This is a genomic window from Martinezella sp. CNPSo 3964, from assembly GCF_057784375.1.
Genome location: NZ_JBXSOW010000022.1, coordinates 1 through 26,448, shown reverse-complemented (window position 1 = coordinate 26,448; position 26,448 = coordinate 1). Strand labels below are relative to the sequence as shown.

The following is a 26,448-nucleotide window of genomic DNA, read 5'->3' as shown; positions in this document are numbered from 1 at the left end:
TCGTAGGCGTTCATGACGTCACCAATCGGGGCTTTGAGCGTCTGGTCGTCGATGTTTGCAAAGACCGATTTTGCATCGACCATGTATTTGTCGACGATGCCCCTGTCCGTTTTCAACAAGGCAAGCGTTGCATCTTGCGCGCCAAGCTCAAGTTTGGCGAGTGACGACCCGTCGCCTCGCTCGTTGCGAAAGTTGGCGAGTGTTTGGAAGAGAGCGCGGTCGAGCACGGTGAACTTCGAGACGTCGGCATAGATGCTTTCGCCGCGATAGGCATCGAGCATCGAAGATCCCGTCAGCACGCACAGAGCGATGCTGAGAAAAAGGAAAATTCCAACAAGTATATTGCGAAGAGAAAAAATCATAATTGCTCACCTACGTTCGGGGTGCCGTAACGCTGACCCGCTTCGTCAAAACCAGTATTTCTGGAGCCCTTGTGGTGAAATTTCTAAAAGAAAAGCAGTCCGTGAGCCGTCGAGGCGCCGCTCGACTACAGGCGCGTCATGCCCTGTCCAATCCAAGACGAAGCTAGCCAAGCTTTATTGAAACAGAATTAATGGCGCTGCCTCAAGATGCATGAGAATAGTTATAATCTCATCCATTTCCGGTTAAATGACGAGTTTAACTGCTATTTGTTTTACGAATATATTAGATTAAGCGAAATGTTTTTGATTAGCTAAACCTGCGATCGAGTATTGATTTTGAATTCGGTCCTGATTTGCTCATTCTTTCCAACTGGCCGTGACGCAGTCAAGCTGAGACACGCGCATGAAACGCTTCGTTATTCTGAACCAACTGTGGGTCACCGCGAAACGGAAACTGGGTAGGTTGAGTATGAAATTCAAGACGGGCGAGGTCGCCAAGTTACTTCAGCGAACGCTCAGGCTGAGCCACAGTGGTCTGGTCAATGAGGCATTCCATAAGACGCCTCGCGCTCTTATCATTTATTTTCACAGGCTGGCTGGTCTCTTAGCTAAAAATATGGGTAGGTCGCCGGTTCAGATCCCTTCAAGAGCATAAACAACGCATGAGCCGGCTCGCTCTTAATTGGTGTTCTCCATGTGGGGGTAACCGGCGGCCTCGGTCATTTCTTTGACCTCGAAAGGCGCCTTTCCCGTCGTAGCCACCGCAGGTGATCTGACTCGCAGTCGTTGATCATTGCGAAGTGGTCGGGAAGAATTGCTTATTCTGGTAACGTCATTGTGGAAAAGACGGTGTCTCACGCCTCTGTCGATGATTTATTGTTAAATAGGAACTCCCGCATGTTCTGCCGATGCCAAAGCAGCGTCAGATTTCTTGAAAAGGTCGCTGATTTGATCAAGCGTTTGTCGTCGCTTTGGGCACTATTCTTCGCCGCATTAGGAATTTTCGCAGCAAGCGAATTTGCTCGAGCTGGGTCGGAGCAGACATGGCAGGAGGATCCCGCCAGCCATTGCAAGTTCGTGGTGCCTGCTTCCCTGACGGCCGGACCTACGTTTTGGACGGGCACCTGCCCGGGTGGCAAAGCCTCCGGCAATGGCATGCTGCGACGCCGCGACGGCAACCACGCTGGTGCTGCCTTCTTTGGACAAATGAAGGACGGAATTCCTCAGATAGGTGTCGTCGACCTTGATGGGGGATACCGGGTCGGAACCTTTGATCGCAATGACATCGGCAGCCAGGCCGAATTGGAGCCTCAGGTTCGGATTGATGCTTTCCGCGCCGCTATCGAAGCCGCCAAACTTGTAAGTTCCAAATATAAGGCGGAGAACAAGGATGCATCGGCACAGCTTTACGAGACGCTTGCAAAAGCGTTCGAAGCGCAGCTCGACTAACCTGAATTCTTTCCGTCTGATCCTGCTCTATGCAGCTCTTTTTGCGCCCGCCACGTTATCGGCGCAAGAAACGAACGAGGCCGCCAGAGGACTTCTCAAGATATTGGATCTCGATCGGGCTGGGGAGGCGATGATCAGCTATTGCGAGACTGCCGCGCCGGCCACCGCACCCCTGCTGAAGGCGGACTAGAATTCCTGCCAGTCTCCGCCTGCGACAACGGCATTGCCATGAAGGGCGTTGGCCAGCCTTTTGGTCAATTGGCGCGCGGGTGAGGTCGCCGTCTTGGACCCGGTGTCCGTCGACGCGAGTGCGAGCGGTCTACCAGATTTGCCCGTCGCATGTGCGCCGATCCGAAACTGCGAGAGCAACTGAAACAATGCCTCGGCTTCCGATGCCAAACTGTGGGCGGCGGCCGTGGCTTGCTCGACCATGGCGGCATTTTGCTGCGTGCCCTGATCCATCGTGTTGACGGATGTGTTGATTTCCTTCAGGCCTGTCGCCTGTTCCCTGGAAGCTTCGACGATAGCATTTACATTTCCGTCGACCTGTTGGACCTGAACGACGATTTCTTCCAGTGCCTTGCCGGTTTCGCCCACCAGCGACACACCGCTTTTGACATGGTCGTTCGACGTATTGATCAGACTCTTTATTTCCTTGGCGGCCTGCGCCGAACGCTGGGCCAGTTCTCGCACTTCCTGCGCCACGACAGCAAAGCCCTTGCCTGCCTCGCCAGCGCGGGCCGCCTCGACGCCCGCATTCAGCGCGAGAAGATTGGTCTGGAAGGCGATTTCATCGATAACGCCGATGATGTTGGCAATTTCGGTAGCAGAGGCCTCGATCTTACCCATGGCCTCGACAGCACTTCGGACCACGCGACCGGAATGCTCGGCGTTTTCTTTGGTTTTGCGCACCAGTTGACCGGCCTCGTGCGCTCGCGTGCTTGAGCCTGAGACGGTTATCGTAATCTCCTCAAGCGCTGCGGCAGTCTGTTCCACCGATGCAGCCTGCTGCTCGGTTCTTTTGGCGAGATCATCGGATGCTGACCGGATTTCCTGCGCGCCGGATGCGATGGCGCCGGCATTTTCCGCGACCTTCTGCATGGCCGCGTGCAATCTCTCGACGGCTTGGTTGAAGTCGACGCGGAGTTGATCGAGGGAGGGGATAAAGGGCTTGGTGATCTGACGTGTAAGGTCTCCGCTTGCCAAGCCCTGCAGGCCGTCGGCCAGCTGGCTGACGGCCGCATTGGTCTGCTCCGCCAAAGCCTCGCGCTCGGCCGCCTCGGCCTCAAGTCTGTCGCGCTCCTGAATAGCCCGCTTTGCCTCGGCGTCCGCGTCACGTTCCGCCTTTGCCGAAATGGCATCACGAAGCGCTGCGACTGCACGGGCGAGCATGCCGATTTCGTCACCGCGCCTTTCCAACTTGCGATCGCCCTCCATGTCGCCTTCGGCCATCGACTTTAAGGAGGCCTGCAGTTTGTCCAATGGCCCGACAATCGACCGCGCCGTGAAGCCGGCCACCAAAACGGCAAGGGCGATGGCAATCGCAAGCGAGGTCAGCGCAAGTGAGTTGAAGCCTCCGGCCGTATTGCGAACCTCCGTGCCGATCGATTTGTTCAATGCTTCCTGATAGTCGATGAACTTGTTGATCGCTTTCAGCCAGGCGACGAAATTCGGTCTGGCTTGTTCGAGCAGAATCTTTCGTGCCGCTTCGGCATCACCTTTCTCCTGTAGAGCGATAATCTCGGTTACAAGCGGATTGGTCTTTGCTTGCACTGCGGCGATTTCGTCGAGAATAGCCCTCTCTTCCGCAGTCGCGCCATCTGGCGAAGCGACCATTGACGCCATCTTCTTCTCGTTGTCGGAGTAGGTCGACGCCAGCGTCTCGATCAACTTCACTATCGTCTGGCGCTCGTCTGCCGATGACACGAGCGTAATGTCGCGGATGGCAATCGCTCTGTCATGAACAGATCCGCGATAGTTGATCGCATAGCGTTGCTTCACGCTGTTGACGTCGTTGATTATGCCAAGATTTCGGTCGATCGTTTCGACCTGTCTGATGGAGTAGAATGTCAGGCCGATCATCAAAATGAGCAAAAAGCCGAAGCCCGTTGTCAAGCGAGCCGTGACGCCGAATGTTTTAAAATATCCCATGGTGTTCCCCCAACCAAGATGTTGAATGGCCGAGCTTCCGTTCGGCACACGATCAAACAAGCAGGGCACTTGCTGCGCATTCCCTGGTGGCGCACCGAATATCGCTGCGGCCTTGCCGCCCGTCGTCATCCGCTCGTAGCTAGAGCCTACCCAATCAGATCTATATGCATCAACGTAGTTTATTTTTGGTAAATTTCTTGATGATCTTAATTGTATCTGGATGCAACTATAGAATTTCATGCTATGAAATAAGGTTTAATTAGATATTTGTAATGAAAATCCAATTATGTATTTAAAAATTAGCTAGAATATGTCGAGTAAATGGATTGAAATCATCTGCCGATGTCCACTACTGAGAAATTTCAAAGGTATAGCTCTCGCAATTAGAGGGTCATCGGTTCTGATCCCATCAAGGCGGCCAAATATTACGGGCTTTAGCTAAGCCTGGCCAACCCTGTCTACGCAAGACGCAATCACGACGATGCCCGCGACATTTTTCGTACCTTCCGCGAAAGCTCATCGAGAGTCGCCATGACTCGGTTCACCCGTGACAGAGAGTGCACATGAGCTTTGTGGCGTACCTGATAGCAAAATCCTCGTTGATAGCGGAGCGTGTTGCCAGGTGCGCCTACGCATCCGCGGGACAACCACCTTCAGATGCTATACGTGTCTGCTCTCCAGGTCGTGCTGAAAACCGCGTATCATCGTGGAAACTCGTGGTGCCCTCCCTTAAAGGCTCACGACATTCCAGGACAACACGTGGAACGAAGCCGACCAGGTTTGCCGGATGTTTGGTGGGAATATGACGGCGGGGCCGATCTTACTGAGATTCGTAAGAGCGGCCGTGGCGGAAACCGAATAAGCAGGGATGAAGAACTCGCCGTCTCGGGAGAATGACCAGATCAGATTGGTTCCATCGTAAGTCAGGCGTTGCCAAATGGGTTGGGCCGGCTGTGGGAAGCCAACGTCTTGGCTCATGACGTCGGTAACGCGGCTATTCAAGCCCACACCGCCCGATGTGACATAGTAATCGAAACGGTAGTCGGTGAGGCTATAGGCGGTCACCCCAAATTCGACGGCTTTATTGTTTACAGAGTCCCTCACCGCAATAGACGGCATGGAGTAATCGGAAAGGCCGCCGGTGTAGACCCCCAGCATCGTAGCTTGCCAATGGCCGACGGGTGCGTTCATTTCCGCCATCATTGCCGCACCGTTTACCGCAGCCGAGGTGGACAGAACCATGCCGCGGCTGGTGCTGGCGATCGCAGCGCTTGTTGGCGGTGTCGTAGATGTCTGCAGGGTGAAGTTTGTGGCAACCGGTTTGACGACAGCGGTGCCATTCAGCCAGTCGGCTCCACCGCCGCCGAGCGTGCCGGTCGTCGCGATGGAAATTCCGCCTGGGGAATTCGTAATGGCAATCCCGGTCCCGGCGGACAAGGTTGCCGCGGAGGGAGCGGCGCCGGATGACCCGATGAGCAATTGACCATCGGTCAATGGCGGAGCGGCAGCAAATCCGCCACTGCCATTATCGAGCTGAATGCTGTTTTGCGCGCCGGCTGGTGAGCTGCCGTTCAGGCATGCTGCGACCGCGTTGAAATCGCTCATGACTGGGGCGCTATCAACTACACCGCCATTGACGATCTGATTGGGGACGGTACAGGCAGCGTGTGCTGTCCCGGCATGCAGCGCAAGCAGCAAACCAACCGAGATCACATATTGGCCTTTAGGCATGGCGAGCTCCAAGGATCGGGACAACTAGTTGGAAACGAGATTCCAGGAAAGCACGTGATATCCGGCATTCCAGGTCGTGTGACTGGGCTGATAGAACACGACGGCAGGGCCGACCGTGCTCAGATTGGTCAGATAATCCGTCGCGGAGACGGTATAGATCGCTGTAAAGTTCTCGCCGTCGCGCGAAAACGACCAGATCAGATTGGTTCCGTTATAGGCCAACCGCTCCCAAATCGGCTCGCTAGGCGTCGGGAAGCCGATGTCCTGGATCTGACTATCACCGGAATAGGTATCCAGGCCGATACCGCCGGACGACTTGTCATAGTCAAAGCGCATACTACTGCCATAGCCGCCAACGCCAAACAGGACGGCGCGTTTGAGGGCGGCGTCTCGGACTGCGAGTGACGGCAAGACGTAGGACGATATGGGACCCGTATAGACCGCAAGCATGGTTGCTTGCCAATTCCCGGACGGAAGGGAAATTTCTGCCATCATGGCGCGGCTATCGGCAATGGAACTCGCGGACAATAGCATACCCCGCGTCGTCGCGGTCAGCGTTGCGCCGGACGGGGGTGTTGTGCTCGTCTGCAGGGTGAACGAGGCTGTGCTTGGCTTCACCGCCGCCGCCTTATTGAGCCAGTCAACGCCAGTGCCGGTGCCGCTGCCCGTCGCGGAAATCGTGAGCGAAGCGGGGGCACCGGTGATGGCGACACCCGATCCTGCTGAAACTGTCCCAGGTTGAGGAGGATTACCGGTGGAGCCGATGAGAAGCTGACCGTCTGTGAGCGGAGTTGCGCCCGCGAGCGTGCCGCCGGCATTATAGATCACTGAATTCGTACCGGCACTCGGCACCTCGGCATTCGCGCAATTCGCAAGGGCGGTGAAGTTTGCGGTCACCTTCGTTGCGTCGGCCAGATCGCCGGCCTGAAGTTGATTCGGCAGCGTGCATGCGGCGAATGCATTACCGGCTGTTGCCGCGAATATTGCAGCAAGGACCGGAGTGATAAATGACGGCAGGCGGCACATCTTTGTCATGCAATGGCTCCCCTTTCGAACAGATCAGAGTGATACGACGCTCCAGGATAGGATGTGGTATCCGCTGTTCCAGGTTGGGTGAGTTGGCTGATAGAATAGGATGGCTGGGCCGATCGTACTCAGTTGGCCCAACCAGGCAGTGGCTGAGATGGAGTATGCGTTTGTAAAATTCTCGCCGTCCCGCGAGAAAGACCAGATAAACGTCGATCCGTTATAGGTGAGTCTTGACCATAGGGGCTCGCTTGGGAGAGAAAAGCCCACATCCTGAAACGGGTTATCACCACTATTCGTGTCTAATCCGACGCCGCCTGATGTCTTCACATAGTCGAATCTGTAACCGCCTGTGCCACCTGCACCGAGCATGAAGGAAACCGCTCGACTTGTCGTGGCATCGCGCACTGTGATGGTGGGTTGGGAGTAAGTTGAAAGCGGGCCTGTATAAACGGCAAGCATGGTCGCCTGCCAGTTGCCTGTCGGAAGCGAGGTCTCCGCCATGATTGCACGATTATCGCTGCTGGACAAAACAGACAGCAGCATCCCGCGTGTTGTCGCCGATAAGGTTGCGCCAACCGGAGGTGTCGTGGTCGTGCGCATTGTGAAGGAGGATAGGGTGGGTTTGACGATAGCTGCCTTGTTGAGCCAATCGACGGCGGCGCCGGTTCCGCTGCCTGTCGCGGAGATCGTGAGCGACGCCGGACCGCCCGTGATGGCGATGCCTGATCCAGCGGAGAGTGTGCCTGGCTGGGGAGGATTGCCGGTCGATCCAATGAGAAGTTGACCATTGCTCAGCGGCGTTGTGCCCGCGAGCGACCCGCCTCCTGCATTATAGATCACTGAATTCGCATTGCTGCCCGGTGTCTGACTGTCGGCGCAATTGGCGAGCGCTGTAAAGTTTGCCATGACTTTCGTGGTATCGGCTACATCCGCGTTCTGTAGCTGATTGGGCAGCGCGCATTGTGCGGAGGCAGAGCCTGCCGCGGTCATAAAAAGGGCTGCGGCAAGGGCCGATGCGAGAAACGGGACTCTGGGCATGAGAAACCTCGATGCTGAAGGGGCGCAGTGTCACATGCTGGCAAGGCGCCAAGAGAGGATATGATATGCCGAGGGCCAGCTTGCATGTGTAGGTTGCTGAAACAACGCAACTGGACCCACCCGATCGACATTGGACAGATTGTCGATCGCAAGGACGGTGAAAACGGTGGAGAAGACCTCACCGTCGCGGGAAAAGGCCCATGACAAATTGGTGCCATCATAGGTCACGCGCGACCAGATGGGCTGAGATGGGGGAGGCAAACCGGCGTCGGCTGCCGTTGTCTGACCGAGTACGGTGTCAAGACCGAGCCCTCCCACTGTTCTGGTGTAGGCCGCCTGATAGGAGGTTGTTCCAGAGCCGCCAATGCCGAACTCGACGGCGCGATGGCTGATCGAGTCACGCACTGCGATTGCAGGAAAACTGGCATTCGCAAGTGGTCCCGAATAGACCGCCAACATCGTTGCCTGCCAATGGCCCGATGGGGTTCGAGTCTCGGCCATAACGCTGGTGCCGTTAGCGACGGCTGTGGTTGTCAACGCCATGCCACGGACTGTTGGCACGAGGGAAGCACCCGCCGGCGCCGTCGTCGATGTCACGATCGAAAAGTTGGTCGACAAGGGCCTGATGACGGCGGCTTCGTTCAACCAGTCGACCGCATTGGCCGAGCCGCTGCTGGTTGCCGAGATGGTGATGCCGCCGGGGGCATTCATGATGGCAATGCCGGGACCGGCGGTCAGTGCTTTTGCCTGCGGAGCGCCTCCGGTCGTTCCAAGGATAACCTGGCCGTCGGACAAAGCGACACCGCTCAGATTGCCGCTTGATGTTTCGAATTGGACCGTATTCTGTCCGCCAGATGGCTCGGTTGCATCCGCGCAGCCCGCGACGGCCGAAAAATTCTGCATGACCTGCGTCGCGTCCGCTGTCTGTCCGTTGGATAGGACGTTGGGTACCGTACACGCGGCCAGCGCCGGCGACGAAGTCAGAGATAAAAGTGCGCACCAAAGAAAATTCAATGCAAGATTGCTTTCCGATCGCATCGGGCGTCCTCTTGGAAACTGATAAAAGCAATGCGCATGCAAATTAGAATGACGGTTATTTGCACATATGCAGCAATTCAGTCAATTGCCAAAATATTAATTCGGATAAAAACTGAAAAACTGCCGATATATATCAAAGAATACAGAAATATATCTCCGAAAAACGCTTGTTTATCGGATTTATACTGAAGACAATGCTTCGATTCCCGATTTTTCGGGATTGTAATTCTGATTATTGTATGGGAATTCTATTTATGCGCTGGGGACTTCGCTGAACGCCATCGCAGGCAGCTTCAGATAAATCCAAAGAGCGCTGCAATTCAGGCGAAAGTTACCAATCAAAAATAATCTCACAAGATGCAGATGGTGCGACAGTAAACAAATTTCTCAAAGGGATGCCTCGATGATTGCAAGGCTCGGCTTCCAGATAATTGTTTCGACTGTGCTTTTGGTGAGCGCCGCTCCCGTCTTCGCGGATACGAAATCGACTGATTTCGGTTACGACGCTAATGGGCGCCTGACCACGGGTTTTTATGACAACTCGAAGTGCATCGTTTACGGCTACGACCCGAACGGCAACCGCACATCACAGCAGACCGCGACCAAGGATGCCTCGCCACCGATCTGGGGCCAGGTTACCTGGGGCGGGGTCAACTGGGCCAATGGCATTGCCGACGCAATCTGGGGCTCCGGCTCCTGGGGCTGCATCCTTTGGACCCAGCCGTGAGCTGGGCCAGCCGACAATCTTCCATGCCTTTCCAAAAAAAATTTGACGAGAGATCTCGATGATGTCTGCATTCAAATCCGGAACAGCAGCAGTATTCCTTCTCGCATTGATCTCCACCGGCACGGTGATGGCTGCGCCGCCGACGGTAGCGACGTTTGCCGCTGCAGGCGCGGTTGGCTTTGCCGAGCCCTTGGTGAAGACGAAGCCGACGGTGGCAAGCGAGGACGAAGATCTTTCGACTGCCGTCAGTGCGTTTCAGCATCGACAAGATCCTTCCGATCTATCCAGCCTGACGACCTATCTGGCGAAACATCCCCATAGTGGCTGGTCGACAGCGCTTTGGACGAATGTCGGCCTTTCGTATCTCCACGACGGTTATTTCTCGCGTGCCATCGATGCATGGCAACAGGCTTGGATCGAGGGGAAGGACGCGTCCGATCCCGAGGCGCGAGCACTGACCGATCGCGCCGTCGGCGAGCTCGCAAGCCTGAACGCCAGCATGGGACGCAGCGACGATCTGGCAGTTCTGTTCGACCAACTCGGTGGGCGAAAGGTTTCCGGCCCTGCGACGGAGACCATACAATCCGCCCGCGAGATGCTGACGCTGGTCAAGACCGATCCACGGCACCTGTTCAATTGCGGCCCGCTTGCCTTGCGGGCTCTTTTGCTGACCCAGGGCGTTGGTGCAGACAAACTGAATTTCCTGCAGTTCTACAATGCCGGACCGGAAGGGACGACGCTTGCCGAACTCGGCGGCCTGGCAAGCCAGGTAAAGCTCGACTATCGGCTGATCCGCAGGTCCGCGGATGAAGCGGTTCCTGTTCCATCCGTTGTCCACTGGAAGGTCGGGCATTTTTCGGCGATCATCGGCAAGGCGAATGGCCGCTACCACGTCCAGGACGCGGTGTTTCCCAATGCCGATCTTTGGGTCACGCCAGACGCGTTGAATGCGGAGGCCAGTGGATATTTCCTCGTCCCCGCGAGCAAGGTAGCTGACGCAGGCTGGCAGGCGGTCTCGCTAAACGAGGCAGCCATCATCCGTGGCAAAGGGCCAACCAACAATACCCGTCAGGGGGATGCTGGCGATCCAAATGCAAACGGCCCCGGACCGACACCTAATCAGTCGCCATGGCCGCAGAACGCAAATAACGGCGGCAACAATAACCAATGCCCTCTCTGCGTCGTCAATATCAAGGAATCCAGCGTCAGCGTAGCGCTTTCGGATGTGCCGGTCGGCTACATTCCGCCGATCGGCCCGTCGATGAAGATCGGGATTAGCTACAATCAGCGTGAAGACAGCCAACCTGCGAATTTCGATTACTTCAACATCGGTCAGAAATGGTCGCTGAGCTGGTCAAGTTACATCATCGACGATCCGACCAATCCGGGCGCAAATGTCTCGCGCATCATGGGTGAGGGCGGCGCCTTCTACTATATCGGTTATGACACGGTTCACAGAACCTTCGCCGCGCAGGACACTGACAGCTCAACCCTGTCCCTCGTTTCGCAATCTCCGGTCAGCTATCGTCGCCAGCTGCGCGACGGTGGCATGGAGATTTACGAGCAGTCTGACGGCAGCGCTGCCTACCCGCGCAAAATCTTCCTGAGCAAGGTGATCGATCCCCAGGGCAATGTGGCAACGTTGCATTACGACAGCCAGAAGCGGCTGACGTCGATCACCGATGCCGTCGGGCGCGATACGACGTTCAGCTATGCCATCCCTGGGCGTTCGCTGCTCGTCAGTCAGATCACCGATCCGTTCGGTCGCAGCGCCGCCCTTGCTTATGACAGTCAGGGTCGGCTGGCTTCGATCACTGATATTATTGGTCTGACATCGAGCTTCACCTATGATGCCAGCTCGCTCATCAGCGCGCTGACGACGCCTTATGGCACAACTCGTTTCAGCTATACGGCGCCTGGAACCTCAAGCCCACCACGCTTCGTTCAGGTCACTGATCCGCTCGGCAATAAGGAGCGCGAGGAGTGGCTGGAGCCGGCGCCGATACCAGCGAGCGATCCGACAGCCACAGTTCCTGTGGGCATGCCGCTGCCACTGTCGAACAGCTATCTGACCTACCGCAATAGTTTTCACTGGGACAAGAGTGCTTATGTTGCCGCCGGCTGCACCGACGCGGGTGGCTGCGATTACACCAAGGCCCGGATCCGGCATTTCGTTCACATGCCGGGCTCGTCCATCAAGGGTACGACCATTGAAAGCGAAAAAGAGCCACTGGAGAATCGCGTCTGGTACACTTATCCGGGGCAGACCGCGTCAACAGGCACACTTTACGGCGGGACCTATGACAGGCCGATAGCCATCGGCCGCGTCCTCGACGACGGTACATCGCAGATCAGTTTATACGCTTATGATAGCAACGGGAATCTGACACAGGCGACGGATCCAGCCGGGCGGATTACCTACTATGCTTATTCGGATGGCATTAATCTCGCCGCTGTCAGTCAGGCCGATCAATTTGGCGCGCGCTCCACGCTCGCTCAATATATCTATAACAAGCAGCATCGGCCGATTTTCTACACCGACGCTGCCGGACAGACGAGCGCGATGGCTTACAATGCCAACGGGCAAATGACCTCAAATACGGATGCTCTCGGGGAAAAGACAACCTATCAATATGACGCCAGCGCAAATATGACCTCGGTCACGAATGCCAACAATGCAATCGCGGCCAGCTACACCTATGACGGCTTCGCCAGACTGCGGACCTACACTGATTCAGAAGGCTGGGCCGTCACCTACGACTACGACGCTGCTGATCGGCTGACCAAGATCGCCTATCCTGACGGCACATCGCAGCGTTACACCTATCAGCGGCTCGAGCTCATTTCTTATCAGGACCGGGAGGGACGGCTTTGGCGATATCAATATGATGCCAATCGCCGTCTGATCAGTGTTGTCGATCCCATGCGGCAGACGACGACGCTTGGCTACGATCCAGCCGGAAATCTTATTTCCTTGACCGATCCGAAGGGCAACGTGACGACCTGGGCCTATGACGTTCAGGACCGAAAAACCTCGAAGACCTATGTCGATAACAGCAAAATCACCTACACCTACGAGTCGACGACCAGCCGCTTGAAGAGCGTTCTCGACGCCTTGGGACAGACAAAACAATATAGCTATGCGATTGACGACAATCTGATCGGTCTGACCTATCTCAATGCGGTCAATCCGACACCGAACGTCGCATTCACCTACGATCCTTATTTCGTGCGCGTGGCGTCGATGACGGACGGCGTGGGAACCACAGCCTATATCTATAATCCGTCCTACGTCGACGGCGCTCAGCAGCTTGCCCAGGAATGCTTTACGGCGACTACTGCGACAAGCTGCTCGCACACAATCGCCTATGGATATGACGCTCTGAGGCGGCCTGCCAGCCGCCAGATTTCGGGCAGCGGCCCAGAAACAATACAGTATGACGCCATTGGTCGCGTCACGAATCACGCTAGCGACCTTGGTGCTTTCCAGATTTCCTATCTTGGGCAAAGCCCGCAAGTTTCCGTCAGGCAATTGTTGCCGACGACATCCAGTCTGAAAACGACGTGGAGTTACCTCGATAACGCTCATGACCGCCGTCTGTCGGGCATCGCCAACAGCGGCCTGAGCACGGGACAATATACCAACTTCACATTCCAGACATCGCCGGAGAATTTAATTACCGGGATCACGCAGGACAGCGACGCGAGCGTCGCGGAGCCCAATCCTGCTACGCAGACCATTTCCTTCAACAATCTCAACGAGATCGAGCAGATCTCCGATCAGGCCTATAGCTATGATGCCAACGGCAATTTGTTGTCTGATGGCCACCAAACTTATTCCTGGGACGCGGAAAATCGGTTGGTAGGGATCGCTTATACCGCTCAGCCGGGCAAACAGACATCGTTCGTCTATGATGGACTCGGCCGGCGTGTTGAAATCGATGATACCGCCAGTGGAGTTGGCGCGGCCGTTACCTCAAAATACGTGTGGTGCGGTAGCAAGCTCTGCCAATCCCGCGATTCCGGCTACGCTCCGAAGCGAAGCTATGTCAGCGAAGGTGAATATGTTGCAGGGGCATCGATTTCCGCGCTCTTTTACGGCGTTGATCAGATCGGATCGGTACGGCGTGTGTTTGAGAGCGCAACAAGCGCCCCAGCTTATGACTACGACCCTTGGGGGGTGATATCGCAGACTACCTCACTCCTAACGAACATTGGGTTTGCAGGTATGATGTCTGAACCGGAAAGTGGCTTAGACTTGACCTGGTTTCGTGGATATCAGCCGTTTGTCGGCAGCTGGATCAGTAGAGATCCACTTGGTGTCGTAACGGGCAGCCTTTCCGAAAGCTCATATGCGTATGCTTCTCTACGACCGCTCAGCACGAACGACGTCACGGGATTATTGCCAAGCTTACCTTCACCGACAGGCCCACAATGTTCTCAATATTCACCACAATCACCTGATGGAACACCTGCTGATCCTGCTGGCTCCAGCTCGCCTAGAAATGGTCAAGAGCCTTGGAGCATGTGGACGAATGGATATGACACATGGCGGTTTTTCGATGGAAACGGAAATGCGTGGTATGATATTGATTATGGCCATCATGGCCGACCATATGAATACCATATGTGGGAAAATGGCGTTAGGCAGCCTGGGGTAGTTTTTCCCGGTCAATGATGGAGGTTAACGTGACTATTTTCCTGGATTTACCGCAAGGTTTCGAAGATTGTGAAATTCGATCGATATCATTTGACCACCCGAATGTTGTGATAAAGCTTTTCGACTCTTCTGAAATTGATTATTATACTATAACATTCTATGAAGTTGATTTTTTTATATTTGAAAGCGACCACATTCAGAATGTAATTGGTAGGATTTACAATTTCAACAATATAGACGATGCTTTTATGCAGGTTGATTTTCGTAATTTTTGTGAGCAAAGGAATATTTCTGGCTTAATTCGCGAGAAATATGGAAATCGTCAGGTTTGCTACTTTTATCCAATAACGGCCGGCGATGCTGTCGTGATATACACAAAGCTTGCGGTTGAAATTGGATTGACGGAATTAAAGTAATTCCGCTTCCTGGGATGTGGACGGCATCATCGAAGCTTATTTCGCATTCGACCGAGCAAACTTGGCTACAAGAGCGAATAATACAACCAATGCGAGCATCGGTAAGTAGAACATGCCTACTATGAATGCACCCATCCATATATCTCCATCGGGCCCTCGGCAGAATCCAATCGGACAGTTAACTTCAGCAATCAGCACCAAACTAATGAAGAGAAGAGTTGCTACTCCAAAAAGGAGTGCCGCCAGCGAGAGAATGATTTTCACTCTTGCCTCCTTGCGGGTTTCGGCAAAGTTGGGACAGGATTTCCGTAATCTCCGGACAAAGCAAATCCACTAAACCCCCGACTGTCAATTTCCGTGATGAGTTAACCCGGTTTTGCGTTTTGCCAGGATCCAGAAAAACTTATAATAATCAACTGCTTCAAATGGTCGAATTTTTCAGATGGACGCGTCTAGCAAACCAAACACAGGACTGAAGACGAGATCACGCGGTCGTTGGACTACTGCAGTTTGAGGACAGGCGTCGGCGATATGTCCCTCAGAGCATCTATGATCGAACTCATGGACACCGCTGCATTGTAAGGCTCGCAGATTGCGGAATTGGTCTGGTGATGCGGTAGGTGATGAAGCCCGATCACGTCTCCATCGTTGTCGAAAACCGGCGCTCCGGAGCTTCCGCCCTCGGTATTGCAATCGTGCTCGAAGTCGGTCATCAAGCCCGCACCCAACCAATCACCGGTGTGTGGCTTCACGACCGTGCAGGCGACGCTTACCTGCTTTTGAAGGCACTGCGGGTGGTGAATAATATGAATACCCTGTCCTGCAATCGGGAGCGACGTTCGGAGATTAACGGGCGGTGGCGGCGGGCTTCCGGAAACAAGCGGCGCCACTTCGAGGACTGCGAGGTCGAGATCTTTTCGCCTAACCTTGACCTGCATGCACTGAAATTCTCTGCTGACGCTATCACCATCCCAGGAGAAATCGATAATGGTATGGTGGCAGACATCGTCAGACCAATAGTCCGTAGATCCGTCAGCTCCCCCACAATGATAGTTCGTCATGAACAACAGAGTAGGCTCAGTAGATATCATCGACCCTGAGCAGCACCAATTCTTGAAGCCGTTATAAGCGCTTCCCTGTGATGATACCAGCATTCCAACAGAATCGGCTTCTGTCTTAACGCCGTCTGAAAATGTATCAGAATAGACATCGAACCAATACGGCGCGTTGCCCTTCACTGAATAATAAGGGTTGTCAGTTTCAGTCGGCATTGCCTGATATTCGAGTATCTTCACGTTCTCTTTGTCTGGAAGACCGCTGACATCGACTCTTACGATTTCGGCAGGAAGCCGATTCGACCAGAAGGTCGTCGTGTCCTGATAAGCCCGAACTGAGCCTGAGCCAATCGATTGCAGGATCTTGCCGGAGTAGTCACGTATCTCGATATCATAAGAGCCCTTCGAAGGCGCGGAGATCAACAAGCGAGCATAGCGCACCTGCTCCGCCCCCTTCAGTTTCATTGCAAAGGTTTTCGTACTGTCCGCCTTGCTCAGAGTGTATCCCAAGGAGTAATGCTCGCCGAAAGTCGTCAATGGCAACTTTTCCGGCGCGCAAAGCTCCTGCGCCAAACAGATTTCAGAAGAACAGAGCATCGCGACTGCGGTCGCAATTAGCCGCCAGAACATTGAACCGCCTCGGGCTTTGCCCCGAGCGAAGTCAGGGATGGTACAAAGGCCTTGATCTGATAGCCGTTTAGTAATTGAGGAGGCTCGCCGGGATTGAATTGCACCTGAAGGATCGGCTGATTGTCCACCCAGGCTCCAGGGCCGTACTCCAGCGTCCGCGCGGTCATGATGTCGACATAGGTCACGGTCCACTGAGGGTCACCATGCGCGACGGCGTTGGAAAACAGTATCTGCCCCACCTTGAAGTCCCTTCCTGCCGTTAGTACCAAAGGTGTCTTATCACTATCTTGCAATGCGATTGGCGAGTTTGCGCAATATTTATAGCTTGAGACCGCTCGGGGGCCGTTCCCCGTATCAATCCAACTTTGAGATGGATCGAGAAATGCTCTTTTTGCATTGAGGACGCCCAGTCCTTGCTCCCTTGGACCAGGATTGGGAAACGGGTCCGAAGTTTGCAGTAAACGCGATTTCAGAAAGCGGCCATCCTTGTCGAATTCGTGCGGGTAGCAACTCATCAGGGCCGCGGCCACCCCGCCGACTACGCTGGTTGCTTGAGATGTGCCCCAAGCTTCACTGTAGGAAGTCTGATTGGCAACGCCGGGAATGGGGTGGCTTTCGGTACCCCCTGGTGCCGCGATTGACACCAATCCATCCTGTGCGGATGAATAGTTTGCTTGGTCCCATACCTTGGCGTCAGGCCCAGAACAGGGATCGCATGAGGTCACCACAATCACGCTTCTCTCGTCTCCGAGATTCATCGGGGTTTCAGGCGAGAGCTTACTGATTTGATGTGGCGGGGTTCCATTGTCTGACTGCCCGACGGCCGTCACCCACGGCAGGTGGTTACCAATCGCCGCCGCCAGCGCCGGTATGTCGGTCCTGCGCCGACCCTCATCTTTCAGCTGGCCTGTTTTTGCCAATATGCTCGACTTCGGATATGTCATCGCGGATGCGAATACGAATAGCTGAGGGTTATTAAGCACGTCGTTTGCGCGCTCGTTAACGATATCGGCGACTGCGCCCGGATTGGGAATATCGTTGTAATCGTAAGATCTGATAAGAGCGGACGGTGCCAGCCCAACGAATTCAGCATTCGGCGTCTTTCGGGCTGCCATGATCGAGGCAAGCATTGTTCCATGAGCGATATCGCCCGGCCAGGTGATGTGAGGACATTGGGGGCCTGCTGCAGCGGGATCGCTGCTGTCTATGCCTCCGATCTCGAGAGCGCTTTTTAGCACTTCGTGGCGATAAACCGCAGTGTCTAGTAGTGTTATTCTCGGGCAGTCATTGTCCAGGCATTGGGAGGCGCAGGTGGGTGGAGGATCGTCACCGAAGAGCTGATAGTAGGACAATGGTTCGGTAAGTTGATAACCCGGCTGCTGACAATCATCGAAATGCTTTTCGAGCTTAGAGACGGAGTAGAGCTTTTTCAGCCACTGTACTTTCGCGTTGGGAACCGAGAGCGACTTCACAACGGGATTGGCCGGAACGGTCTGATCCAAGATTGCGACTGAACGCTTTTTCAAAGGGGTGTCAACAAAAACGTAGTATGATGACATCTTCAGTTGGACACGCGTATCCTTCTGCGTTTGCTCCGAAATCAATGAGCCCCAACGTTGTTGAAAGTCTGCGAGCCGGAGCTGGTCATCTGTCACCGCGGTATCGAAGGTAACAGTCCAGGTGGCTGGCGTGAGTGCGTAATCAGGGATCTTTACTTCCTGACCGATGCGAGCCGTCGTTTCGCCCCCGTTTAATTTTGCAGCCAGGTCAACAACCTTTTGGGAACAGCCTGGCAGCTGAAGATTGTTCGTCATGATCGAGCAGAGGCTGTCTCCTTCCATAACCGTTACCGACCGAGTTTTCAGTTCTCCAGACGACTGCATTATGGAATTCATCAGCGAGGCCCAATCATCGGGAACATTTCGCCCCCGCAACTCCACTTTCAAACCTGCCTGCTGTTCGGATTCCGTAGCGTCAGCCGTGACTGATTTGGAAGTATCCTGCGGGTGTGCCACCAGAGCTGTGGCAACGAGAATCAATGCCGTAGACGAAATGGTCCGAAACATGTCTCACTCCTACTTTTCCGCACAACGAGAACCCGTCAAATAAAGGCAACGATGTCCCTTGATATCGCTGCCCGTGAGTTCGAGAGCAAAGGAGCCTCCCTTGCCGCACATGTAATGCATCACCGAATGAGGATTGTACGGTGTCAAAGGCTTCCAATTTGCGGGTTCGGACGTATTGCATCCGGAAAGAGCGTTCAGCTGCTCGTGTCGATATCCTATGATATGTCCGAATTCGTGCCGGAGAACGCCCGTGCGGTCGAATTGGAGATCGCTTGAAAAGAAATCCGGAAAGATAACAATCTGGCGATCATCAGGTGACGAACTGGGGAAGAAGGAACGGGCGATCGGACCGCTGGAGACATCTAAATAGGTTAAGACAAAGGTCACCTTCTCGTAGAATTTTCCAGCCTTCTCGATCGGAACCTCCGTAAGAGAGATCCGACAATCGGGGCACGCGTCTATCCAGTCTTTTGCGGCCTGTTGCAGCTCCTTGTCGGTTCGCTCAGCAAGCTTTACGCTTGGAAAGCTCGACGCCACAACGGAATAGGTCAGTTGCCGGCTGGCGATGGATTTCAGGTAGTCTGGCTGGCCGTCCTTCGTATCTATAATCAGTTCGCCTGTCGGCAGTGGCTTCGTTTCAGTCCTCGATCTCAAATAGGCAACAACAGACGAGCGATCGAGATAAAGGTCACCTTCTACCATGAAATGACCAGAGCCAGGAGGAATCTCCGGAAGTGTCCCAATGTAACGATCAACGATTGTTTGATCATCTGGGTGTTGGACCGCATCCGATAATGCGTCTTGGGCCTGCGCGGAAACAGAGTTGGACATGCCGAAGAGAAACGCCAGTACAAAAACCCTATTCAAAAGAGCGATCTGGCGCACGTGATCCTCCTGTGCGATCTACTTTATTCCCAGAATTGCCATGACGAACTTTTCGGAAAAACATCCATGAAGCTTCACGCTGCCTGGCTGCCTTACAATCTCGATCACGTTCGCGGCGCAGCTCTCTCCCGTCGTCGAGGGAGTGGTCGGCGCCGTCGATATTGGATGGGACGGCTCGCTGGGTTCTGACGTCGGCGCTGTGGCAAGCCCCGCGATGGTTTGGTCGCCAAGCGCGATACCCTCATCGAAGACACTCCGGCTGAACGGAACAGCGCGTCCTGCCTCAAAATGAAAGACTGTCTGCGCGACGCTCCATCGCGTTTCAGGATCCTTCAGGGAAAGCGCGTCATCAGCCTTCGGCGAAGTAGAGAAGTACAAGCGTGCTATGCCCGCGCCACCTACGCCAGGGCCAACATAATTTGCCAGATAGTTGGCAACTGCTGGGTCATTGGCATCTTGGGAGCCTGAGTACTTTGTGGCGAGCTCGCGAAAGGTCAGTGATCCGCTCGCACTGAAGCCTGCGCGGACATTTAGCCAATACCACCACAGGCCCACACCGCTCTGATCGCTGGAAAGTGCGGGGATGATCTTTCCCTTATTGTCGCGAATTTGCTTGGTGAGGTCCAATCCCGGCCAGCTTTTCATATATCGAGGCCAGTCGTTTGGTTCAGTCTGAGGCGTAATCGCTCCGTAATTTCTTGTCAGCCAGGTCTTGGGTGAGCTTGAAGTGTCGACAGGCTGTTCTTTACCTTCGGAAGCCTCTACAATTTCCCTCTGCGGGTCGACGCCCAACTTCCCTCCACTCACCAGATCGTCAAGATGCCAAGCCCGCCGATACGCGGCAACGAGGGATGAGTAGACGGGCGGCCTGATTGCGACCCCATCTATATTCCGCAGGCAATCGAAATGAAGGTGGTAGGTGGTATCTGCTTTGCCACCCATAATGTTGGAGACGCTTCCGAGGGTATCGCCCTTCTTAACCTTCGTCCCGACCTTGAGGCCTGCAATACTCTCCTTGCTCATATGAAGATAACGGCATGTGAAGGGACCTTCATCATCTGACGAACGGACCTCGACGCGTGTGAACGGGGTAACGGCGATTACTATTCCGTCGGCAACCGCGAATACAGGACGAATGAGATCGCTTTTCTTTGGGTCGGGAGGACTGTCAGGGCGAATGTCTACGCCCTGATGCCCCTTTTTGCCCGGGCAAAGAGGCATGCTCCACGAACGTTGTTCACAATAGGTATCTTTCCAAGGATAGGCATAATTCAAGAGGCTATTGCCGCCAGCAGTGCTGTAAACTTGGCTATTGGCGTAGGCATGCGCCCCTCCGAAGTCCGGTCCCGCTGGCAACGGAAATCCGAACTGTTCAAAGTAAACCAGGCGATCACCGGTACGGCCGGTTCCTTTGGCCAAAACACCTGGAGCATGATATCGAAAGGCCTCGCCTGCCATGGCTGCACTTGTGAGCAAAAGGCTAATGCACAGACTAAGCAGGGCTTTGTTCATCATGGCCTCCCCGCACGTATCGTAAATCGTGAAAGCAGGACGAGCTGATCTCCACGGTCGCGGCAGAGGCTTTTGCTGTCGTCATTGCAATCAATGGTTAATGTGTACGGCACTCCGAATTGGACAGTATCAAGTACAACAGAATAAACGTCTTCGGGATCTCCCGTCTCATCAGTGGGAGATGACGGGTTGGAACTTGGCTCACTCAACTCGTTGGACAGCTCCTGCGAAGGGGATTGCGATGTACCTCGGTCTCCAACGATTGTGACCTGAAGACAACCAAAATCATAAGTACCTGCGTACCAGGCGCCGCTGCTGTCTCGTGCCAGTTGCGGTTGCGGCAAGGGGCCAGCGCAAAGTGGCCACCAGTCTCCCTTTGCCGCCAACTCAGATCCAGCATTTTCGCCGATAAATGAGTCGGCCAGTGCCTGACTGGGTTGTTTACTTGCAAAGCCTTCCTGCAGACCAATCACGGGAAGCGAAAAACTGTCCAAGCGTCCAAACTCGTTGCTACCCGTCGCGAACCCTGCGCTTTGGCTGTTATCAGCCAGATATTTCGCAGGCGCGGGTGCGGACCATATCGGTTGAACCAACTCTCCCTGGCCATAGGCCGGTGCAGCGGCCACTGCGAGACTTATCAGGATGAAAGCTGCCGGCCAGGTTGGCATTTTAGGGAGTCCTATTGTTTCAAGGTACGTCCGATGACGGAGACACCCTTATAAGTGCCAAAGGAGCTATCTTTGCCCGAAGGAGTGGCGACAAAACCTGAAGTTCTCGCTTTGTCGACGGTGGAGCAAATTGCGTCGGCGACCTGGTCGACAACAGGAAGCTTTGGTCCACCAAAGAGTGAAATGAGGCTTTCGACGGTTTTTAGGGTGGGGACGAAGTGACACAACTTCACTTTGTCGAAAATCCTACCTTCAATATCCGCCTTATCGCCGGTCGTGCATGAAGATAAAATCAATAAAAATGCGGCTGCGCTGGAGAATGTCCGCGACATTGTTATACCCCTCTTTGCCCAACCATAACAATAACATAGTAATACGGATTTACAATATCTGGTTGCGACTCCATGGGGGAAAGCATTTCTTTTAGAAGAAAGATATTGAATCTAAATAGGAATAATTACGCTGTAGATAAACGTTTTTACGGTGATATCTCACAATATGACTTACATCGAGAAGCCAAGCCTAGTTTTTCATAGGGCTCTCAGTGCCTCTTACCTATCGAGCAATGGTTTGTGCTGCGAACAAAAAGCTAGTCGGAGGTGAATATTTGCGGAAACTGCAGTTGAGGCTCGCACGTCATTTTCGAAACGATCAATAAGTGCAAGTGCATTGGCTAGCTTATCGTCGATAATATCGCGCATGGCTTCAGCCCTGCTGGATGTTGCATGTCTGCGTTATACAGTCGATCGCAAATTCGTAAGCGCCTGCGCACGACAGCAAGGCTGCGCTGTGGCACTGTAAGTGCGCGCCCTACTTTATATTCGCGACCGAAATGAGTGCCTGGACTGCATCGAATCCTAAGATCTCGGAGAGCTCCAGAAACTCGATGACATCGACCCGTCGCTGCCCGCTCTCAAGACGGGCGACAAACGACTGATATTCGCCGAGCTTCTCGGCGAGATCCGTTTGCGTAAGGCCCTTCGCCTCTCGCTTTTCAATCAGAAGCGCGATCAGCGCCTGATGCCGTTTCGTGCCGAGCGTTTTCGTCACGTCATCACCCATCCTTTGACAAGACGGGTCTTCCGATATATCTGCTTTTCAGTTATCTTAAATTCAGATATTCGGCCGAATCCGCCTCCTCCAAATGGAGGGCACGATCTTTGTGCGGAACTGCAAAATGACCTGGCGGTTCGGGTGTGGGCAGATGTCGGGGGCCGTCAAAGTATTCTGGTCGCATCCAGCCCAAAACGCGACCAAAGACGGAGGAGCTGTATGACAGTGGTGCCCGACGAAACGGCCGACTTGCTGATGGCTCTGCTCTTTGCCGTCAGGAAAATCGTCGAAAATGGAGTGGAGGGTAAGCAACATATAGCGAAGACCTACCGCGATGCCCGTTCGCTGATAGCGACGATAGACCACGATCACGGCTCGGCCCGCCCGCGGATCGAGGCATGTTTGAAGCACTTCAACATTCATAAGAACGCCGACGACGTAGCTGCAGCCGGCTGGATGATTGCCGCGATCGAGGAGCGGGTGAGCGAACGTGACCTCTACGGTTGGCGCCGGCTGAAGGAAATCGTCGATGCGGCGGTGCACGAACTCCTCTTGTCCGAACAGGCGCCGCTGCATTGAGCGGTCGAAACGTCGCTCGTTACAACAAGCCTGTTGGACTGACCAGCTCACCTTCCTTGGTGACGATGGTTGATCCATAGGGCTCGCGGGACATCACGGTCAGCGCGTCATCCGGAAGTGGTCGCGCAAGATCCTTAGCCTCGTCCCATGGCGCCGTCATCCATACCTCGATCTCTTCTCTGGTCAACAACAGCACCGGCATTACCTTGCCATGGATCGGCTTGATGAGATCGTTTGGATCGGTCGTCAGAAAACCATAGAGGTCGTCGGTCGTCAGCCCGTCCTTGACCTTGCGCACCGATGTCCATTGCGGCACGTGGATGCCGGCAAAGAACATCAGCGACTTGTTGTTGTCACGCGCAAACCAGGTGTTCGGGACGTTGCCGCCTGCCTCCTGGCTTGCCGGATCCGGCTCGGCGAAGCTCGTGACCGGGACGAGACAGCGGTTCTCGACGCCGAACCAGCGCCTCCAATGTGCAAGCTTGAGATTGCGGACATTGGTGACGCCGCGGTCGACCTGTTCGCGCAGCAGCTGCTCGAAATCAACCTCTTTCCCCTTCGCCCTGAGCTTCTCAGCCTTGGCTTCGGCCGCTTTCACGAGAACGAAGGGTGGAGAGGGGAGGCCCCGGCGTGCATGGACAAGCTGCTCGGGTCCGTCGGCGGTATTCCGGACGATCGGTCCCATCTGGTCCGGGTTTAGCTGGTAGGCCGGCATCAGGTTGATCAGGCTCTCGGCATCCTGAGCCCACTTGTTCACCCAGTCCTTGTCTTCCATGCGGTAAAGATTACACACGGTCGAACGCCTCCCGTGCAGGTAGAACATGGTAGCCGACGAAGCGTCGAAACGCCAATTGATGGCTGTCAATGGATCGGCTTCGAAACTTTTTCGAAAGCTCCGTCACTGGACGTTTGAAGTCATCTCCATGATTTGCAATGCGAATCTTAAAGTCCACTAAAATAGAGGGATAATATTCCTATTTCGGGTTGTTTGACACGTAAAGCGACTTGGAACATTTAGTGAACATATGCACTTGACCGACATCACGTCGATACCAACACGACCTTCACAAGGACCCGTGAATGATGACTGCTGCCCGTAATAGGGTGATATCCGAGCTGAAACACCGTATCGCGTTACTCGAAGGGAATGCGGGCAAAAGGAGCGGCTGTCTGGCCTTCGGTGTTCCCGAGATCGATGCGGTGCTGCCGGGCGGTGGTCTTGCCTATGGCGCCATCCATGAGTTTTCCGGTGGTGGCGCCGGCACGGTCGACGGAGCGGCTGCCGCCCTTTGCGTGGCCGGCATTGCCGCTCGCACCAGGGGACAGGTCCTCTGGTGCCTGACGCGTCCGGATCTGTTCTTTTCGGCGCTGATGCAGGCGGGGCTTCATCCAGACCGGGTGATCTTTGCCGAAGCCGACCGCGAGCAGGATGTGCTGTCGAGCATGGAGGAGGGGCTTTCCTATGGCGGGCTTGGCGCCGTCGTCGGCGAACTCGTCCGCCTGCCGATGACAGCCTCCCGCCGCCTGCAGCTGGCGGCGGAAAAGACCGGAACCATGGGCCTTGTGGTCAGGCGCTGGCGCCGGCAAGTGGAAGCCTTGGATTTCGGGCAGCCGACGGCCTCGACGACGCGGTGGCGGGTGAGTGTGTTGCCGTCGGAGGAATTGCCGGTTCCAGGTGTCGGCCGGCCAAGATGGCTTCTGGAACTGATGAGGGTGAAGGCGGGTGAGTGCGCTGAGTTTATCGTGAGGGCGTGCGATGCCACGGGTCGTATCCATCTATCTGCCGGACCTGCCGATCGAGCGGATCAGGCGCATGGATGGGAAAGCAGAATTATCGCCTAAGCGGCCGCTGGTCACGGTTGCCAGAAGCGGTTCCAAGCGCTGGATAGCGGCAGCCGACGCCAAGGCGCGCGAGGGTGGCATCCGTTTGGGCATGCCGGCCGCCAAGGCACAGGCGATGGTGCGCGGTCTTCAGTTTGTTGACGCAGATCCTGGAGCCGACGCGGCAGCACTCGATCGCATCGCCCTTTGGGCGCTCTCGTACTATTCGCCGATCGTCGCCGTTGATGGCACCGATGGCATTGTCATGGACACCGAAGGCGCCGATCATCTGCAGGGCGGCGAGGAATTGATGCTGTCAGGCATCGTCAACCGCTTCCATGCCAGGGGCCTGACCGCGAGGGTCGCCATCGCCGACAGCTGGGGCGCTGCCCATGCCCTCGCCCGGGCGGATGGCCGCGAGACCATAATCGTGCTGAAAGGCGAGATCGCCCGTTATGTCGAGCACCTGCCGCTCGCATCCCTTCGGCTGCCATCTGATATCGTCGCGAGCCTGCGCACGCTCGGCTTCCGCACCATCGGCGAGCTGTCGGCCGCCCCGCGCGCGCCGCTCACCCTGCGCTTCGGGCCGGAGATCGGCCGGCGCCTCGACCAGATCCATGGCCGCCTGGCCGAACCAATCGAGCCAATTCGGCCGATGGACGTGATCGAAGTCCGTCGCAGTTTTGCAGAGCCGATCGGCGCCCCCGAAACCATCGGCAAATATCTGACCCGTCTGGTCGTCGCACTCTGCCGGGCTCTTGAGAAGAAATGCTTAGGCGTCCGCCGCACCGATCTGATCGTCCACAGGGTCGATAACTCCATTCAGGCGATCCGCGCCGGCACGGCGAAGGCGGCGCGGGATGTCGCCTGGCTGACAAAGCTGTTCAGGGATCGGATCGAGACGATTGAGCCCGGCTTCGGTATCGAGACGCTGTCGCTGGTCGCCGTCATGACAGAACCTCTCGGTGAAGAGCAGGAAGCATCCTCGCTGATCGAGGAGGAGGTTACCGATATCGCGCTACTGATCGATGTCATCGGCAATCGCGGCCAGCGTGTCTATCGCATCGCACCGGTCGCAAGCGACGTGCCCGAACGCAGCGTCGCGCGTATCGCCGCCGTGGCGAAGAAGACCGGCGCCGCCTGGTCGCTGCATTGGCCGCGGCCGGTGCGGCTGCTGGCGCGGCCGGAATTGATCGAGGTCATCGCGCTTTTGCCGGATCATCCGCCGGTCTCCGTCACCTGGCGCGGCAAGCGCCGGCGCGTGAAACGTGCCGACGGGCCGGAGCGCATATTCGGGGAGTGGTGGACCCGGAGTTCCGAATTCGATGCCGTCCGGGACTATTTCGTGATCGAGGACGAGATCGGCGAGCGTCTGTGGATCTTCCGCTCCGGCGATGGTGTCGATGCTGCCACAGGCTCGCATCGCTGGTTTTGCCACGGGATCTTTGCATGAGCTACGCCGAGCTGCAGGTCACCACCCATTTTTCCTTCCTCCGCGGCGCGTCGTCGGCCGACGAGCTGTTCCGGACGGCCAGGGAGCTCGGCATTTCCGCACTTGGGATTGCCGATCGCAATTCG

At 55.3% G+C, this 26,448-nt stretch carries 21 protein-coding genes and 1 pseudogene; 7 read left to right on the top strand and 15 right to left on the bottom strand.

Annotated elements, in window-relative coordinates; genetic code table 11:
* A pseudogene (locus tag AC13Q5_RS34650) lies at positions 1-362 on the bottom strand (methyl-accepting chemotaxis protein); the annotation flags it as partial.
* Positions 363-1,148: 786 nt separating this feature from the next.
* Here AC13Q5_RS34650 and AC13Q5_RS34645 point away from each other — a divergent pair.
* Positions 1,149-1,811 carry a hypothetical protein gene (locus tag AC13Q5_RS34645; RefSeq protein WP_488504904.1) on the top strand — a complete coding sequence of 221 codons (663 nt, stop codon included), beginning with the start codon at positions 1,149-1,151 and terminating at the stop codon, positions 1,809-1,811.
* Positions 1,812-1,997: 186 nt separating this feature from the next.
* Here AC13Q5_RS34645 and AC13Q5_RS34640 read toward each other — a convergent pair whose 3' ends face one another.
* The 5 genes from AC13Q5_RS34640 to AC13Q5_RS34620 form a co-directional block, all read right to left on the bottom strand.
* On the bottom strand, positions 1,998-3,962 hold the full coding sequence (locus tag AC13Q5_RS34640; RefSeq protein WP_488504903.1) for a HAMP domain-containing methyl-accepting chemotaxis protein: 1,965 nt from the start codon (positions 3,960-3,962) through the stop codon (positions 1,998-2,000).
* A gap of 729 nt (positions 3,963-4,691) precedes the next feature.
* On the bottom strand, positions 4,692-5,693 hold the full coding sequence (locus AC13Q5_RS34635; protein WP_488504902.1) for a hypothetical protein: 1,002 nt from the start codon (positions 5,691-5,693) through the stop codon (positions 4,692-4,694).
* Positions 5,694-5,717: 24 nt separating this feature from the next.
* Entirely contained in the window at positions 5,718-6,728 is a 1,011-nt protein-coding gene (locus tag AC13Q5_RS34630) for a hypothetical protein (protein WP_488504901.1), read from the bottom strand.
* Positions 6,729-6,752: 24 nt separating this feature from the next.
* On the bottom strand, positions 6,753-7,760 hold the full coding sequence (locus tag AC13Q5_RS34625; protein WP_488504900.1) for a hypothetical protein: 1,008 nt from the start codon (positions 7,758-7,760) through the stop codon (positions 6,753-6,755).
* Positions 7,761-7,790: 30 nt separating this feature from the next.
* Entirely contained in the window at positions 7,791-8,663 is an 873-nt protein-coding gene (locus AC13Q5_RS34620) for a hypothetical protein (protein ID WP_488504899.1), read from the bottom strand.
* A 538-nt stretch (positions 8,664-9,201) separates the two neighbouring features.
* Here AC13Q5_RS34620 and AC13Q5_RS34615 point away from each other — a divergent pair.
* From AC13Q5_RS34615 to AC13Q5_RS34605, 3 genes are read left to right on the top strand one after another with little or no spacing between them, the layout of a single operon-like run.
* On the top strand, positions 9,202-9,525 hold the full coding sequence (locus tag AC13Q5_RS34615; protein ID WP_488504898.1) for an RHS repeat domain-containing protein: 324 nt from the start codon (positions 9,202-9,204) through the stop codon (positions 9,523-9,525).
* 58 nt (positions 9,526-9,583) lie between these two features.
* Positions 9,584-14,203, top strand: a complete 4,620-nt coding sequence (locus AC13Q5_RS34610) for an RHS repeat-associated core domain-containing protein (RefSeq protein WP_488504897.1) — start codon at positions 9,584-9,586, stop codon at positions 14,201-14,203.
* Between the two features lie 11 nt (positions 14,204-14,214).
* Positions 14,215-14,601 (top strand): hypothetical protein, encoded by a 387-nt coding sequence (locus AC13Q5_RS34605; RefSeq protein ID WP_488504896.1) that lies wholly within the window; start codon positions 14,215-14,217, stop codon positions 14,599-14,601.
* Positions 14,602-14,637: 36 nt separating this feature from the next.
* Here AC13Q5_RS34605 and AC13Q5_RS34600 read toward each other — a convergent pair whose 3' ends face one another.
* The 8 genes from AC13Q5_RS34600 to AC13Q5_RS34565 form a co-directional block, all read right to left on the bottom strand.
* Positions 14,638-14,865, bottom strand: coding sequence for a hypothetical protein (locus AC13Q5_RS34600; RefSeq protein WP_488504895.1), 228 nt, complete (start codon positions 14,863-14,865; stop codon positions 14,638-14,640).
* Between the two features lie 236 nt (positions 14,866-15,101).
* Positions 15,102-16,286 (bottom strand): trypsin-like serine peptidase, encoded by a 1,185-nt coding sequence (locus AC13Q5_RS34595; RefSeq protein ID WP_488504894.1) that lies wholly within the window; start codon positions 16,284-16,286, stop codon positions 15,102-15,104.
* On the bottom strand, positions 16,271-18,352 hold the full coding sequence (locus AC13Q5_RS34590; RefSeq protein WP_488504893.1) for a S8 family serine peptidase: 2,082 nt from the start codon (positions 18,350-18,352) through the stop codon (positions 16,271-16,273). Before AC13Q5_RS34590 ends, AC13Q5_RS34595 begins: the two co-directional genes overlap by 16 nt.
* 9 nt (positions 18,353-18,361) lie before the next feature.
* Positions 18,362-19,237, bottom strand: a complete 876-nt coding sequence (locus tag AC13Q5_RS34585; RefSeq protein WP_488504892.1) for a zinc metalloprotease — start codon at positions 19,235-19,237, stop codon at positions 18,362-18,364.
* An 18-nt stretch (positions 19,238-19,255) separates the two neighbouring features.
* Positions 19,256-20,749: a M23 family metallopeptidase gene (locus tag AC13Q5_RS34580; protein WP_488504891.1), complete on the bottom strand. Its 1,494-nt coding sequence runs from the start codon at positions 20,747-20,749 to the stop codon at positions 19,256-19,258.
* A complete protein-coding gene (locus AC13Q5_RS34575) occupies positions 20,749-21,417 on the bottom strand; it encodes a hypothetical protein (RefSeq protein WP_488504890.1) in 669 nt (222 codons plus the stop codon). Before AC13Q5_RS34575 ends, AC13Q5_RS34580 begins: the two co-directional genes overlap by 1 nt.
* Positions 21,418-21,428: 11 nt before the next feature.
* Positions 21,429-21,749 (bottom strand): hypothetical protein, encoded by a 321-nt coding sequence (locus AC13Q5_RS34570; RefSeq protein ID WP_488504889.1) that lies wholly within the window; start codon positions 21,747-21,749, stop codon positions 21,429-21,431.
* A gap of 478 nt (positions 21,750-22,227) precedes the next feature.
* On the bottom strand, positions 22,228-22,479 hold the full coding sequence (locus AC13Q5_RS34565) for a helix-turn-helix domain-containing protein (protein WP_488504888.1): 252 nt from the start codon (positions 22,477-22,479) through the stop codon (positions 22,228-22,230).
* A 210-nt stretch (positions 22,480-22,689) separates the two neighbouring features.
* On the opposite strand from AC13Q5_RS34565, the gene AC13Q5_RS34560 reads away from it, so the two are divergent.
* The gene (locus tag AC13Q5_RS34560; protein WP_488504887.1) at positions 22,690-23,049 is read left to right on the top strand and encodes a hypothetical protein; all 360 of its coding nucleotides are present in this window, start codon (positions 22,690-22,692) and stop codon (positions 23,047-23,049) included.
* 19 nt (positions 23,050-23,068) lie between these two features.
* Here the strand turns inward: AC13Q5_RS34560 and AC13Q5_RS34555 are convergent, their stop codons facing one another.
* On the bottom strand, positions 23,069-23,842 hold the full coding sequence (locus AC13Q5_RS34555; protein WP_488504886.1) for an SOS response-associated peptidase family protein: 774 nt from the start codon (positions 23,840-23,842) through the stop codon (positions 23,069-23,071).
* A 290-nt stretch (positions 23,843-24,132) separates the two neighbouring features.
* Here AC13Q5_RS34555 and AC13Q5_RS34550 point away from each other — a divergent pair, with 290 nt between their 5' ends.
* Positions 24,133-24,891 carry an ImuA family protein gene (locus tag AC13Q5_RS34550; RefSeq protein WP_488504905.1) on the top strand — a complete coding sequence of 253 codons (759 nt, stop codon included), beginning with the start codon at positions 24,133-24,135 and terminating at the stop codon, positions 24,889-24,891.
* Entirely contained in the window at positions 24,806-26,323 is a 1,518-nt protein-coding gene (locus AC13Q5_RS34545; protein ID WP_488504885.1) for a Y-family DNA polymerase, read from the top strand. Before AC13Q5_RS34550 ends, AC13Q5_RS34545 begins: the two co-directional genes overlap by 86 nt.
* The last annotated feature ends 125 nt before the right edge of the window (positions 26,324-26,448 follow it).